13 protein-coding genes are annotated in these 14,760 nt (G+C 59.1%); 7 read left to right on the forward strand and 6 right to left on the reverse strand.

The features are described from left to right. Positions 1-434: 434 nt before the first annotated feature. The 6 genes from BVG12_RS33915 to BVG12_RS08265 all read left to right on the forward strand — a co-directional run bounded on the left by BVG12_RS33915 (position 435) and on the right by BVG12_RS08265 (position 4,068). Positions 435-833: a DUF2946 family protein gene (locus tag BVG12_RS33915; protein WP_109370425.1), complete on the forward strand. Its 399-nt coding sequence runs from the start codon at positions 435-437 to the stop codon at positions 831-833. Between the two features lie 182 nt (positions 834-1,015). Further along, positions 1,016-1,378: a copper-binding protein gene (locus BVG12_RS08245; RefSeq protein WP_179966257.1), complete on the forward strand. Its 363-nt coding sequence runs from the start codon at positions 1,016-1,018 to the stop codon at positions 1,376-1,378. 50 nt (positions 1,379-1,428) lie between these two features. Beyond that, positions 1,429-1,794: a copper homeostasis periplasmic binding protein CopC gene (gene copC / locus BVG12_RS08250; RefSeq protein ID WP_047826660.1), complete on the forward strand. Its 366-nt coding sequence runs from the start codon at positions 1,429-1,431 to the stop codon at positions 1,792-1,794. After that, positions 1,794-2,732, forward strand: a complete 939-nt coding sequence (locus BVG12_RS08255; protein WP_047826659.1) for a CopD family protein — start codon at positions 1,794-1,796, stop codon at positions 2,730-2,732. Before copC ends, BVG12_RS08255 begins: the two co-directional genes overlap by 1 nt. Positions 2,733-2,927: 195 nt before the next feature. Beyond that, complete coding sequence (locus BVG12_RS35620) at positions 2,928-3,476, forward strand: flagellar basal body rod protein FlgB (RefSeq protein ID WP_082439644.1); 549 nt, start codon at positions 2,928-2,930, stop codon at positions 3,474-3,476. Positions 3,477-3,624: 148 nt separating this feature from the next. Further along, on the forward strand, positions 3,625-4,068 hold the full coding sequence (locus BVG12_RS08265) for a DUF411 domain-containing protein (RefSeq protein WP_047826657.1): 444 nt from the start codon (positions 3,625-3,627) through the stop codon (positions 4,066-4,068). Between the two features lie 195 nt (positions 4,069-4,263). On the opposite strand, the gene BVG12_RS08270 is transcribed toward BVG12_RS08265, so the two are convergent. After that, positions 4,264-6,639 carry a heavy metal translocating P-type ATPase gene (locus BVG12_RS08270; protein ID WP_075791988.1) on the reverse strand — a complete coding sequence of 792 codons (2,376 nt, stop codon included), beginning with the start codon at positions 6,637-6,639 and terminating at the stop codon, positions 4,264-4,266. Between the two features lie 140 nt (positions 6,640-6,779). Beyond that, positions 6,780-6,986, reverse strand: a complete 207-nt coding sequence (locus BVG12_RS08275; RefSeq protein WP_047826656.1) for a heavy-metal-associated domain-containing protein — start codon at positions 6,984-6,986, stop codon at positions 6,780-6,782. A gap of 171 nt (positions 6,987-7,157) precedes the next feature. On the opposite strand from BVG12_RS08275, the gene BVG12_RS08280 reads away from it, so the two are divergent. After that, positions 7,158-8,447, forward strand: coding sequence for a type II restriction enzyme NmeDI-related protein (locus BVG12_RS08280; RefSeq protein WP_047826655.1), 1,290 nt, complete (start codon positions 7,158-7,160; stop codon positions 8,445-8,447). A gap of 79 nt (positions 8,448-8,526) precedes the next feature. Here BVG12_RS08280 and BVG12_RS08285 read toward each other — a convergent pair whose 3' ends face one another. The 4 genes from BVG12_RS08285 to BVG12_RS33920 form a co-directional block, all read right to left on the reverse strand. Then, positions 8,527-10,326: a 2Fe-2S iron-sulfur cluster-binding protein gene (locus BVG12_RS08285; RefSeq protein WP_083684780.1), complete on the reverse strand. Its 1,800-nt coding sequence runs from the start codon at positions 10,324-10,326 to the stop codon at positions 8,527-8,529. Then, positions 10,323-11,015 carry a PepSY domain-containing protein gene (locus BVG12_RS08290; RefSeq protein WP_075791990.1) on the reverse strand — a complete coding sequence of 231 codons (693 nt, stop codon included), beginning with the start codon at positions 11,013-11,015 and terminating at the stop codon, positions 10,323-10,325. Before BVG12_RS08290 ends, BVG12_RS08285 begins: the two co-directional genes overlap by 4 nt. Positions 11,016-11,104: 89 nt before the next feature. Then, the gene (locus BVG12_RS08295) at positions 11,105-13,813 is read right to left on the reverse strand and encodes a TonB-dependent receptor (RefSeq protein ID WP_075791991.1); all 2,709 of its coding nucleotides are present in this window, start codon (positions 13,811-13,813) and stop codon (positions 11,105-11,107) included. Positions 13,814-14,011: 198 nt separating this feature from the next. After that, on the reverse strand, positions 14,012-14,437 hold the full coding sequence (locus BVG12_RS33920; protein WP_156895582.1) for a hypothetical protein: 426 nt from the start codon (positions 14,435-14,437) through the stop codon (positions 14,012-14,014). Positions 14,438-14,760: the final 323 nt, after the last annotated feature.

The following is a 14,760-nucleotide window of genomic DNA, read 5'->3' on the forward strand; positions in this document are numbered from 1 at the left end:
GGCACTGCAGGCCCGGCACGACGGGTGTTTCTGATGCGAGCCCTGATCGCAGGGCATATCCTGATGGGCAACAGCGTTGCTGGCATGCTGGGATGCCCTCGCCATCATCATTGCGGGCTCATCGCAATCGTCCATCACATCGGCGTTCTGACTTGTGATGGAGCTATGCGCCATCGTGCATGGCAATTTGACCGAAGCAGCGCTGCCTTGTAGGGGCAGCGATACGATCAGTATCCACAGCATGATGAGTCGGGCTAGAGGGCGCATGTTGACGAATCTAACATATACAAATAAGGCATGTGCACACGATACAGCTATTCAATACGCTTCGACCCCTTAATGCTTAGGTCACAACAACGCCGAGACTTATTTAAGTCTTAAAGAGGCTTGTCGGGTATGCTCACGGAAACCGTTGCGCATGCTAAAATCAGAGTGTGAAAGCCATTCTGAAAGTCCTGATCGTCTGGATCACGTTGCTAGCGGTGCCGCTCCATGGTTTCGCTTCCTCAACGATGTCCGCATGCGCGCCGCTGCCAGCTGCGGCGCTGCACGATCATGACCACGATGGGATGACCGACAATGGGGGCTCGGCCAATGTCGACGCACATAATGGTCACGCTGCACCGGACGCGCATTCCGACCATGCCCGCTCGGCTCATCATCACGCCGGCAAATGTGCTGCCTGCGCGACATGCGGCTCCTGCGTCGCCATGGCGCCGTCGTTTATTGCCGTGCTGCCTGTATCCGCAGCTCCCTTAATCACCGTGCCGTTCAACCAGCATCTCCTGCAGTCGGTCGATCTTGCGCTGCCAGAGCGACCTCCCCGCGCCTGACCTTCCACACCGCTGAACGCATCGTTCGTGCCTGGCGCGAACATGTCCGGCCATGCCTTGGCCGCTACCAGTTCCGCGCGTGCTGCTAAACGTACCTATAAATGAAATGGACCGCGACAGGCCGACGAGCTGCGTCGCGCGTCCAAAGCATCCAACAATCCTTGATTTTTCTGGAGCCCCAAATGACTCGTTTTTCCACTTTGTTCCGCACCGTCATCGTTTCCGCTGGTCTTTCGCTGGCAGCCGTCAATGCATTCGCACAGACCCACGACCACAGCCACCAGCACGACGCAATGCCTGCGACTTCGCAGGATGATGCCAATGCCCTGGCCGAGGGCGAGGTCAAGAAGGTCGACAAGGAGGCCGGTAAACTGACCGTTCAGCACGGCCCGCTGGTCAACCTCAACATGGCTGGGATGACCATGTCCTTCAAGGTGCAGGATCCGGCGATGCTCGACCAGGTGAAAGCCGGAGACAAGATCCGTCTGCGTGTCGAGCGCGTCAACGGCGCATTTACCGTGACCAAGCTGCAAGCGGCCAACTAAATTGCGGTCGATCCGCACCTTTACCAATCAAGCAAATCAGGAGTAAAAACATGTCCATCAAACGCGTTCTGGCCGTAGCCACCTTTGCCCTCGCAAGTGCCGTCACCTCGTCCGCCTTCGCGCACGCCAAGCTGCAGTCGTCCGACCCCCAAGCCGGCAGCACGCTCGACACTGCACCGAAACAGGTTCGCCTCAAATTCAATGAAGCGCTTGAGCCGGCCTTCAGCAAGATCAAGCTCACCGGTCCGACGAATAACGAAGTTCCCGTGACTGGTACCGCCGTCGACAAGGCAGACTCCACCGTCATAACTGCCCAGCTGCCTCCTCTGCAAGCAGGGGAATATCACGTGGAGTGGTCGACAATGACCCACGACGGGCACAAGGCGAAAGGTGCGTTCTCGTTCAAGGTCAAGTAATGGGCGTGGAACTGCAATCGGCCCAGCACCTTGTCACGGCCCTTCTGAACTTGGCAGTGGCTGTTCTTACAGGTGCAAGCATGGGTCGCCTGTGGCTCGGCCGCGAGCTTTCGGATTGGTCCGAGAGACGCCGAGGGCCTGCGCTCCGGATCGCGCGCGCAGGAGCCATGGCCGCGCTGGCCGCGAATCTCGTGGTCCTGTGGCTTGAGTCCGCCGCGATGGCCGAGGTTCCGTTCATTGAAGCTGGCGGCGCAGTCTTCTCGATGCTGACCTCAACGCATCTTGGATTCGCGTGGATGATCGGGATGGCCGGATTGATCGTGGCCACCTTCGCTGTCTTCCTGGACATGGACCGAAGTGCGGCCCCCCCAATACTGACCTTGATTTCGCTCGCCGTGTTCTGGTACACGCGTAGTATGGTCAGCCACGCGGCAAGCGACGGCGATTTCAGCGTACGCCTGGTGGCTGACTGGGTCCACCTGGGCCTGATCAGCCTGTGGGTGGGTGAGGTGATTCTGGCGGGTGTCGTCACACTAAAAACGTCTGTCAACATGAATGCCCTGGACCGGCGCGCCAGGGCAGCGTATGTCGAATCACTGTCCAGTTCCGCAACCATCGCACTGACTGGGATTTTTATCACTGGTGCCTACGCCGTGTGGCGTAGTCTGGGAAGCCTCGAAAACGTTTTCGGCAATCCATATGGGAACACCTTGATAGCGAAGCTGCTACTTGTAGGCGTCGCTGCTGCACTGGGTGGATACAACCGGTTTTTGGTGATGCCGCCATGGCTGACCTTGGAACGTTCTGGTAATGCTGCCCCTGCAGTCCTGCCAGAGCGTTTCAGGCGCATATTGTGGGTCGAAGCTTTGGTCTTGCTAGTTGTCGTGATGCTTGCCGCGATACTGGCTTCGACGTCGCCACCTGGTGCGGAAATGTGACCGACGTGCTCTGCTGAAGTGTTTAATGCCGGGCGGTTGCGTTATTGTGAACTGCTCGGCTATTTTAAAGAAAGTAAAATGGCGAGGTTGTATAAGTATGTTCACAATGATCGCCGTCGGAAATACCGTTGAGTCGGTACACAGCGTTAAGTGCCGGTTCCTTCATCTAGAAATAGGCAATGAAAGGAAACAAACATGGAAAATGTGAGACGCCCTTCGCTAACCGTAACCGAAGGCTCTAAACTCCAGCCATCAAAGTCGAGCGCGAGTACGTCAAATAGCCGGGCAGCATTTGAAAACGTACTTAATAACCTACCGCCAGCCGAGAATGCTCATGTGTCGACTAGTCAAGTCACGCCGGCCTCGCGTGTTGCCGGGCCAGCAGGGGGATTGTTCGACCTTTTTTCTGGTCAGGCAAAACCCCGTTTCCATGAGCGTGCATTGGGTTTAAGGGCATATCGTCAGGAGTTGCTTGCATCGAACATTGCGAACGCGGACACGCCAGGGTACAAGGCCGTAGACATCGATATTAACGGTGCTATCAAGAACGGGGCTAACGTGGACTCCGGCGTTGAACTCAAATATGAGGTGCAATCGCAAGGCAACATTGACGGTAATACGGTTGATATGGATATCGCAAGGCAGAAATTCGCAGAGAATGCGCTGCTGTACGAGTTTGAAGTGGATCGGGTCAAGGGATTCTACAAGAGTATGGACGATCTATTGAAGAACACACCCTATTGATGACATCACAAGTTTCTATGCCAGTTGAAGAAACCGTGCACTTTTCTTCAGAGGTCGTCTACTTATTTGGAGAAGACTTTAATTTGATGCATAGAAGTCTGCGAGTGAAAGCTGTAGTGAATTACTCCTCAACCTTTTGGAATCGAAAATGTTTAATAAGGCAACTAAAAAACTGGTTTTCGGTGCTTTCCTGATTTTTCCAATGCTCGCCAGCGCCGCAACCCAAGCCGTCGAGGTCTACAAGACAGCCACCTGCGGCTGCTGTGAAGAGTGGGTCAAGCATCTGCAAGCCAAGGGATTCAAGGTCAATGCGCACAATGTCGCCAACCCGTCCGACACGCGCGAGAAAATGGGTATTCCCGACCGGCTCGGTTCATGCCACACCGCGGTCGTCGGCGGCTATGCGCTCGAGGGACACGTACCTGCCGCCGAGATCAAGCGCCTCCTCACTGAGAAGCCCAAGGCGAAAGGTTTGGCTGTGCCTGCCATGCCGCCCGGCTCCCCGGGGATGGAGGGGCTGACGCACATGCCGTACGATGTGCTGCTGGTCCGCAATGACGGGAGTACAGTAGTCTACAAGCACTACAAGTAAGCAATCGAATCAATCTCGCCATTCTTCAAGCGTTCAGGTGAAGCCTTTCGCAACAGGGAGCGAGCGAAGTGCCAATTTTCTGCTTGCCTCAAGCACAGGACCGAGGCCGCAATCGTTCCTGACACTGGCGAGCACGGCAATCATGCGGTCGGCCGGACGGTGTCATGAGTGGTCAATGAGGATTCCGCTTGAAGGCTACTTCCCTGTGCCCCGTAGCCGAAGCGCGTTGGTGATGACAGATACGGAGCTCAGACTCATCGCCAGCGCCGCAATCATCGGTGACAGGAGCCGACCCGAGAACGGATAAAGTAGTCCCGCGGCCAGCGGGATTCCGAGTGCGTTGTAGACAAAGGCAAAGCCGAGGTTCTGCCGCATATTGCGCACCGTTTCCAGCGACAGCAGGCGCGCCCGCGCAATGCCGCGCAGGTCGCCCTTGACCAGGGTAACGTGTGCCGAGTTGATAGCGACATCGGTGCCGGTCCCCATCGCGATGCCGACATTGGCTTTGGCCAGCGCCGGGGAGTCATTGATACCGTCACCGGCCATCGCCACCGTCTTGCCTTGCGCCTGCAGGCGTTCGACCAATGCCAGCTTGTCCTGCGGCTTGACCTCGCCATAGACCTCCGCGATGCCGAGCTTTGCACCGACCGATTTCGCGGTGGTGAGACCGTCGCCGGTCGCCATCACGACCGTGATGCCGGCCTCCTTCAATGTAGCTAACGCTTCCGGGGTGGTCTGCTTGACCGGGTCGGATACCGCGACAAGGCCCAGGAGCTGGCGGTCGGCTGCCAGGTACATGACACTTGCGCCTTCGAGACGCAAGCTTTCCGCCTGTCTTGCAAGCGGCTTCCAGTCGACCTTTTCCATATCCATGAGTGCGGTGTTGCCAAGGGCAATATGCTTGCCATCGACGATGCCGCGCACACCGATACCGCTGGACGACTCGAAGGTCTCGGGCTTGGCCAGGGGCAGACCGCGGCTGCGCGCCTCGGCGACGATCGCGTGGGCCAGCGGGTGCTCGCTGCCCTGGTCGATACTGGCGGCAACTCGCAATACTTCCTGTTCGCTCCCACCCGCCGCCGCCGCGGCAGCCGAATGGAAGGCGGGCTTGCCTTCGGTGAGGGTACCTGTCTTGTCGACGATCAGGGTATCGATCTTGCGCATACCCTCGATGGCCGCTGCATCGCGGAACAGGATCCCCTGCGTGGCGCCACGGCCGGTGGCTGCCATGATGGACATCGGCGTGGCCAGCCCCAGCGCGCACGGACAGGCAATGATCAGTACGGACACGGCATTGACGAATCCGTACACCCAGCTCGGCTCCGGGCCAAGGAAGCCCCAGCCGAGCAGCGTCAGCAATGCGATAGCCACCACGATCGTCACGAAGTAACCGGCAACCACGTCAGCCAGGCGCTGCATCGGCGCACGCGATCGCTGTGCCTGCGCGACCATCTGGACGATCTGCGACAGCATGGTCTGCGCGCCAACCTTTTCCGACCGGACGATCAGGCTGCCGCTGGAATTGATGGTGGCGCCAATGACCTTGTCGCCCGGACGCTTGGTCACGGGAACCGGCTCGCCGGTCAGCATGGATTCGTCGACCGCGCTCTCTCCTTCCAGGACGACGCCGTCGACTGGCACCTTTTCACCGGGGCGCACACGCAGCGCATCGCCGACGTGCACATGGGTCAGCTGGATGTCTTCTTCCGTGCCATCGGCATTGATCCGACGCGCCGCCTTCGGCGCCAGGCCCAACAGCGATTTGATGGCAGCGGATGTCTGTGAGCGGGCACGCAGTTCCAGGATCTGGCCCAGTAGGGTCAGCGAAATGATGACGGCGGCCGCTTCGTAGTACACCCCGATGCGCCCGTGCATGAGAAAGGTTTGCGGAAAGAGGCTGGGCGTAACGGTCGCAACCACGCTGTAGCCGTAGGCTGCGGCGACGCCGAGTCCGATCAGCGTCCACATGTTCGGGCTACGATTCCTGATCGATTGCACGCCGCGTGTGAAGAAAGGCCACCCGGCCCACAATACGACCGGAGTGCTCAGCACGAGCTCGATCCAGCTCTGCCTTGGCAAGCCGCCTGCGAAAATCCGATGCCCTGCCATTGCCAGAACGGTGACGATGACCGTCAAAGGTAGGGTCCACCAGAAACGGTGTTTGAAATCGACCAGTTCCGGGTTTTCCTCTTCTTCCAGCGACGGCAGCATGGGCTCGAGCGTCATCCCGCAGATCGGGCAGTTGCCGGGCTGCGGCTGCCGGATTTCAGGGTGCATCGGGCAGGTGTAGATCGCCCCTTCCGGTGCAGCTGGTGCTGGTTCGGGTTTGCCGCTGTCGACGTACTGCTCGGGTGCCACCCGGAACTTGTCCATGCACTTTGTGCTGCAGAAGTGGTAGATCTCCCCTGCGTACCGGATTTCCTTGGTGGAGTCGGCGCCAACCTTCATTCCACAGACCGGATCGGTGAAGGGCTTGTCGCCGCCCCCGCCCTCTTGATGATGGCCGTGGCCGGTTCCATGGTCGTGATGACGTTCGTGTCCGTCGTGATCGTGATGCGACAGGTCGTGCATATCGGAACCTTTCCTGGACTCGTGAATGGCAGTTTACGTTCATTATCGTACGCCCGAAGTTCGCGATCGATCCGGAACCGTCCTGCCTGGACAAACGCACCGTCGGCGTGTGCCGGCCCTTCTCCGGCACACGCCCTGGTTTAGACTTGCGTTGCCTGTGTCGCCGGATACCCAGCAGACGTGATCGCGTGAGCGATCGCATCCGGTGCTTCCGCACTCTCCACCTTGACCAGACGGTCTTTCAACAGCACCTCAACTTTTGCCTGCGAATCCACTGTCTGGACGGCACGGGTAACCCGGGCGGCACAACCGCCGCAGGACATTTTTTCTACCTTGAGCGTGTACATCGCGTACCTCCTGTTTGATTGCTCTGACGGTACTCTAGCCCTTCCCACTATTGGAAGGTCAAGCCTTGTCTGTGGCGATGTGGGGTAAGCAATTCATGACCAGCCAGATGGCGATTGCCGACAGCTGAAGAGGCGGCTACACTTATCTTTCCATAAAGATATGTGCAGCGTATGAACTCTTTTTCAGCGGCAGTTGTCACCGGCAGCCTGTCCGATCTTATTTCCCAGTACAAGCAGGACGCCGAGTCAGTCTACAACACCTGGTTTATCGGCAGCGACGAGCGCATGAAGGCCTTCCGGTCGATCCGGCGCGGCGTGGGCCACACGGTCAAGGCGATCTCCGATGGCACTTTCGGGAACGATTTCCGGGGCTCGCCTCTTGAAGACGTGCTGTACGCAATCACCGAGCAGAAGCAGATGTTCGAAGGCGCAGCCCATCCGTTCTACTGGAAGCCCAAGCTGCGCATTCCCGACATCTATGAGAGCGAAGCGAACCAGCGCAAGTTCGGCAGCTTCCTGTCGGCCTGCCTGAACGCGACGCGAGAGGAACAGCTGCTTGCCGAGATGAGCCGGCTCGCCGAAGCGGGCATCAAGGGGCTCGGCCCCGCGGCGGCCACGATCCTCTACTTTCTCCACCCTACTCTGGTTCCGCCCTTCAACACGGCGATCATCAACGGGTTCAACGCGCTGTTTGGCACAAAGCTCAAGCTGGGCTGCTGGCACAGCTACCTGGCCATGCGGGAATCGATCGTCCAGGCCAATAATCAGCACCGTTCCTTGCTGTCGAAGGACCTGGGTGCATTTGCCGGGCTCCTGTTCGAGATAGGTTCCGGACGAATCACCACGACCGGCAACGCCGACGCTACCTTGGCCGCACTGCAGGAAAAAGCCGCCAAGGCCAACAAGCGCCGGCACAAACAGGTCCTCGCCGACCAGGCTGGCGCCACCGAACATACCCGAATACAGCATCTTCTGATCCGCCTCGGTCGCGCCCTGAAGTATCGCGTCCATGTCGCTCGCAACGACCGCCACCGTTCCTTTGCGGGCGAGGCATTCACCCTGGCGACCACCGACAAGCTGCCAGACATCGGCGCCCCAGACGACGTCATGAATACGATCGGTCTGATCGACGTGTTGTGGCTGAGTGAGGATGGCAAACACATCGTTTGCGCCTTCGAAATCGAAAAGAGTACATCGATCTACTCGGGCATCCTGAGGATGAAGGATCTGGCGCAGTCACTGCCACAGCAGGCGTGCCACTACTATATCGTTGCGCCCGACAGCCGCGAACAAGAGGTGCTTGCCCAGATCAGCCGGCCATCTTTCAAGCAGGAAGCCGGCGATGTGCCGGTGATGTACATTCCCTTCGGCCTGCTCGACCAGCACTGTGAAGCCCTCTGCATGTTTGGCAGCGATCTGCACGTGTTGCGGAAGATTGCCCGCGGCCGGGCTGTCGTTTGACCCAACATGGCGTTCCAGATTTGCACGGTCTGCCAGCGATAACCTCAAGAGGCGTTGCTTCCTATGCCTCTTGAGGTTATCAAATCTTGAAGTCGTCGTAGGCGATGTTCGTGTCGTCCACAGCAAGACTGCGCAGCATTGCGCGGGTTGCTTCCAGCATCGCCGGCGGGCCACAGACATAAAACTCGAGGGAAGAGATGTCGGGGTGCTTACGCAGGAGGCCATCCAGTACCGCCTCATGCACAAACCTTGGCACTCCAACCGGGCCGCCCTCCTCTGACAGCACGAGGTGCCAGTGGAAGTTGGGATGTAACGCCGCGAACCCGCGCATCTCGTCCACGTAGGGAGCGTCACGCAGGGTACGGGCGCCATACCAGAAATGCAGCGGCTCGCTCGCGTTGTTCGCAAGAAGCTCATGAATCATCGCACGCAGTGGCGCCATTCCGGCGCCACCACCGATAAACACTTTCTCCCTTCCACCGGGCTTCAATGCGAAGTCGCCAAACGGACCGCTGAACCGCACCGCATCGCCGACCTTTAGCGTATACATGTATCCCGATCCCCTGCCCGGCCGTGCCCCTGGCATGAAACGGACAAGAAAGGTCAGCTGCCCGTCCACCCGCTCCACCGGAACCGCGATCGAGTACGAGCGCCGTAAAGCCGCGCTGCTCGAAAGTTCGGTCAGCGGCCCTGCAGCATTCCAATCCGCACGATGGTCAGGCGGAACATCGACGTGGCTCGCCTCACGCACGTAGGCCGGCACATGCACCTGGACATAGGCTCCTGAACGACACTCGAACGGAGCGTCGGGACGTATCGTTATCTCGCGCAGGAATGGCGTAATGGGCTTCACGCCGGTCACCACACCTGCCCGCTCCGACGCTAACGTCAAGGTGTCTCCGACATCGATATCGAGGTTTCGTTTCACGGAAAGACCGCAGGCCAGCCTGAAGCCGGCGTCGAGCTTCTGGGAGGACAGCAGGGCCCTGTCGGCACTGGTCGGTTCCGGAGCCTTGCCAACACAGCGGACTTCACAAAGCCCACAGCTCTGGCCACCACCGCAGTTCGACGGAAGCTGGAGGCCGGAGCGGGCCAGCGCAAGAAAGACGGTGTCGCCCTGCGCCGCATCGATAGAACGCTGCTTCGCCCCCTGCTTGTCGACCAGGTTCACGATACCGCCGCCGCGCCAGCGGCGCGGGACGAACTCCGCGAGGCGGACGCTGGCGAGCAACAGCCAGACACCGGTCAGTGCCATCCATAACCCGCCGATCGCACTGGACACGAGCAAGGGATTGTTGAAGTTGGTCCGCTCGCTGTAGTCCATGATGTGGAGCATCCAGAACAGGTCGAACAGACGCCATGTGCTGTTCCTGTGTTCGAGCACCGCGCCCGACACGCTGGATACGTACACCGAGGTTTCGTCCGCATCGTCGAAGTCGACGCGCCAGACACCTTCCTTGTGCGCGCGTGTTTCGAGCGTGAAGCTCAGCAGGCGCGGCGTGCCGGCGTTGCCGGGTCCGGAATACGAAGCATGAGCGATCTGCGCGGCAACGCCGGCGTTGATCGCAACGGGCCCTCCGTCCATCGCATTCACCAGCCAGCTGCGCTTGTCGTTCTGCAACCGGTATACGGGCCGCCCGAGCAGCCATCCCGACGCGATCGCCATAACGTTATCCGAACTGGCGGCCAGAACGGCGTCCGCAGTCAGCACGCCACGCGGCCATTCGGGCGGTAGCGGCGGCTTGACACGGAATTCGCGGCCATTAACCTTGTTTGCGTCGAGCAGGCTCATGACGACACCGCTCGACATCCACAGGACGAACTGAATCGCCAGAATCAAGCCCACCCATTTATGGAGACGTCGCATCCAGGGACTCATGCTTGCCTCCGACGATTGAAACTATAGATGAGCAGCCAGGCTCCACTGAGGGCGAATACCAGACCGGATATCGCGGCCACGCGCAGCAGCATGTTGTTCACGTTCTCGCGCTCCTCGTAGTCCATGATATGGAACATCCAGAGGAAGTCGAACCACCTCCAGAGTTCGTGGCGCCTTGCAACCAGGTCGCCGGTATAAGGCGAGAAATACAATGTCGTCCGGCCCGGCTCGTCATAGTGAACAGCCCATAAAGGCACCGGCCGCGAACCAACCTCCCGCGGCGCCTTGGTTATCCATTCAACGCCACGGATACTGCCTTCACCCGCATAGGCTGCGTCGGCAAGAGCGACGATGTCCTGGCGATCGAGTGGGCTGATCTTTGCCCCGGTCGTCGCATCCACCAGTGTGGCCTGCGTCCCCTGCTTGATCTCATAGACCTCTTTTCCAAGCAGGCTCTTTATCCGGATGGCAGTGATGCCTGGATAACGCTCATGCAGGTGCGCCTGCGTGATGCGAGTGTTGGTAGGATTCAGTCGTTCGGTCGGGACATGGGCCAGATGGTCGCCATGGATGACCTCCAGCGGCACCACGACCATGTAGAGGCCGCTGATCATCCAGAGCAGCGCCTGCACGCCGATGACGAGCCCGATCCATTTGTGGGCGCGCCGCACCCAGAAAGCTAATTGCATAGTTGTCGTTAATGATGTGAATTACCCGATGCCGGACCGGTCGCTCGCGCGGAAAGACTGGTGGAAAGACCAGTCCGGCACCATCGGACTTAGAACTTGTAGCCTAGGCGAACATGCCAACGTCGACCGAGCAAGTCATAGGTCATCGTGTCGGTGTTGCCGTCCGTCCAGCTCTGGATGTAGGGCGCGCCTTTGTCGAACAAGTTATCGACGCCAAAGGAGACAGTCATCGCCTTGTTGAACGCATACTTCACGCTCGCATTGTGATACGCGATGCCCGGTGCACGCGAGCCGATGTCAGCCGGTGCGGCGTTGATGTCGTCCGCGGAACCGATGTACTGGACCGTCCAGGAACCCGACCATGGCCCGTTGGACGTCGTCAGCGAAGCGGTCGACCTCCACTTGGCGTAGCTACCCCGGCCGCCCGTTATCTTGCCCGCGTATTCGATCGTCTCCCCTCCCGGGAATGGCTGCACGTCGAACCGGTTGAGGCGCGAGACGTCCGCAACGAATGACGAGGCCCACCCGAACACGGTGAAGTCGACCAAAGCGCCAAAGTCCAGCCCACTCACCCGCTGTGTTGCGGCGTTTTCCGGTTGCGACGAAAGGAAGTTAATTTCTCCGGTGCGCGGATCGCGCGTGAAGCTCGAAGGACCGCAGAAGATGTGGCTCAGACCAGGCGAGTTGTAGCAAACCGCCAGCTTGGTCGAACCCGGAACCGTCTCGATCGCGTTATCGATCCGGATGTTGAAGTAGTCGAGGGTCAGCGTCAGCGATTTCGATGGCGTCCACACAGCGCCAACCGTAAAAGTGTCCGCCTCTTCCGGCTTCAAATTGGGGTTGCCGCCGCCGGTCGTCAGGATCGAGGGGCCAAACTGCTTGAAGCCGGCTGGCACGCCGGAGACCTTGCAGTTCTTGTAGACGTTCGAATTCGGATCGAGCGCGTTCCAGTTGTTGCACGGATCGGTCGTGGTCAGGTTACCCTCAGAAACGCCCCCAAACAGTTCGGGAACATTCGGGACGCGGAAGGCCGTCGACCTGTTCGCGCGCATCTTCAGTGCCGGGATCACCTGCCAGTCGAGTCCCAGCTTGTAAGTGGCCTGCGATCCGAACAGGCTGTAGTCGGAATACCGGGCGGCGGCGTTCGCAGTCAGCGATTGCATCATGGGCAGCTTTGCCAACAGAGGCATGGACAGCTCTGCGAATACCTCCCGCGCGCTGTACTGCCCTGCGATCGGATCCTGGGCATTCGTGTTCGCTGCCCCCGACACAATCAGACTGTCCGGGTCGCGCCATCCCTGCTCCCGTCGGTATTCGAAGCCAGAGGCGAAGCCCACTGGACCGGCCGGCAACGAGAACAGTTCACCGCTGATGCTTGCGTTAAAGCTTTTCTGGTCGTTGCCGCCGTTATCACGAGTGGTGAAGTGTATGTATTCCAGGACCGCCGGGCTAAGGTTTCCATAACCGAGATAATTCCCGCACGGTGCAGCGGTCGGACTCGTTCCGCACGTCGCGGCGTTGAGTGTCGCATCTACACGGTCGAGGTTGATAATGTTCGTCATGCCATCGACGCCGGTGTTGCGGCCCCAGTTCAGCGAAGCCGACCAATCCCATTTGTCCCCTAGCGCCCCCTTCAGTCCGGCGACGATGCGGAACGTGTTCGTCTCCTGGAAGAAGTAGCGCGGCCCCACCTCGGCAACCCTGCGACGCTCCAATGTCAGATCCTGCCCGGTCGGATTCGTCGGATGGTTGGCGGCAATCGTGATAGGCCGATAGACGCCGATCGCCCCCGGCGTGGCTAACTGCTCGGACTGACGATTGGTAAACATGAGTTCACTGAACAGGTCAACCTTGTCACTTAACCTCATGTTGCCAAAGGCGCTGACGCCGACGCGCTTTATTGGATTCACCGCGTTTAGGAAGGGATTACTGTTGTAGGCGTGTTTTGCTGCGCTGTAGGTTTCGTAACCACGTGGATTGCCGTTCGGGTCCTGGTTAAAGTTGATCCGTCGTCCATCTGCCAGACGCGCACGGCCGCCGATGGTAGAAGAGCTACCGGAACACACCAATTCGCCATCGTCTTCAAACAATGCGCAAGGTGCACGCGAGGCCAGATTGACCGCATCGCTCTCGGAATAGTTCAACGAAGCCATCAGGCTTCCGCGCTCGCTGCGTGTACCCCAGACGATATCTGCCGACTTCTCGGCGCCATCACCACGCTCGGTCTTTCCGTACCGGACGGAGGCCTCCACGCCGTCGATCGCCTTCTTCGTGATGATGTTGACGACGCCCGCAACCGCGTCCGCCCCGTAGATCGCTGAAGCGCCATCTTTCAACACCTCGATCCGCTCGATCATCGCAACCGGTATCATGTTCAGGTCGACCGAGCTGTTGGCGCCCGTGCCTCCGGAAACCACCCTGCGCCCATTCAACAGGACCAAGGTGCGATCGATCCCGAGACCGCGCAGATTGACTTGCGTCGTGCCGTAGCCATTACTGGTCCAGTACGCACTGGTCTGGTTCCCCGCCGTACCTGCGGACGATGGCAACCGCTGAAGAAGCGTCTCGATGGAGATTGCTCCGGAGCGTTGGATGGTGTCTGCATCGATCACGGTGACCGGCCCGACGCCTGAGACCTGTTCCTGTCGAAGGTTGATGCGACTGCCAGTGATCTGGACCCGCTGCATGTCTGCCGCTTGCGTGTTGTCGCCAGTGGCCGGCTGCTGTGCGTGAGCGCCGGGTTGCAGGGCCATTAATGCGAGCACCGCTGTCGTTGTTGGGATGTACTTGTGAACCATTTACCCTCCAGGTATGTTCTTGTAAGAGCCATGGGACCGAAACCCTTACAGGTTCAGTCCGCAGAGACGCCGACCACGGGACGGTGTGCCGCAGGACGGCGAATGCAAATGTGTACGTGCCTTTCGGCTGGTTCTGCTACCAGCTTCCGGCCATGGTGGCGCGCGAGCACAGGCATCGGCACTGGCCGCAGCCGTCAATCAAGACGCAATTGCGCTGGTAGCTCGTGGAGGACGTTCGATCCGGGCAGGGATATGCCCGATGAACGAGGAGGAAGGAATTTGCTGTACGCCCCATGCCGCTTCATTAAGGACAGTCAGGGCAACGCCAGGGGGTGGTCCAAACGCGCCAATATAGCAGTCTGCACATGTGCCGCAGGCCGATCGTGCCTGAGCATCGGTGCCTTCGCAGTCTGCGTCATCAGAACTGCTACCTTGCTCGGCCACGCCAGTATGCTCATGTTCATGCTCATCTTCATGGGCAGCGCGGCTCATCGTCCCATGCATCGACAAGCCCTCATGCACGGCGTCATCCACGATGAGTGGATGATGCGACATGCCGCACTCGAACTTCGCTACCCCCGCAATGCTTTGCATTGGCAGGGAGGCGATGAGCAGGTAAAGCAAGAAATGTCGTAGCCTATAGGACATATGAACAATGTAGCATGCTCATGCGTATTTTGGATAATTTGTGTATACAAATTCATCCGGATCGGGATTTCTCCAAACTTACTTGGGGATGACGACTGTGCGCTAAGTGGCGGCGTCGCAACAGCAGATAGACCGTTGGCACCACGAACATCGATAGCAGTGGCGCCGTAATCACCCCCCAACCATTGGTGCCGCGATCCGCTGCAGTATGCCGCCAAAGATTAGCTGCACAGCTAATCCTCCGTTTTTAGCTAAGTTAGACGCCTGCGTCATATTAGCTGCGCAGCTAATATAGTACG

The organism is Massilia putida (assembly GCF_001941825.1).
Lineage (GTDB): Bacteria > Pseudomonadota > Gammaproteobacteria > Burkholderiales > Burkholderiaceae_D > Telluria > Telluria putida.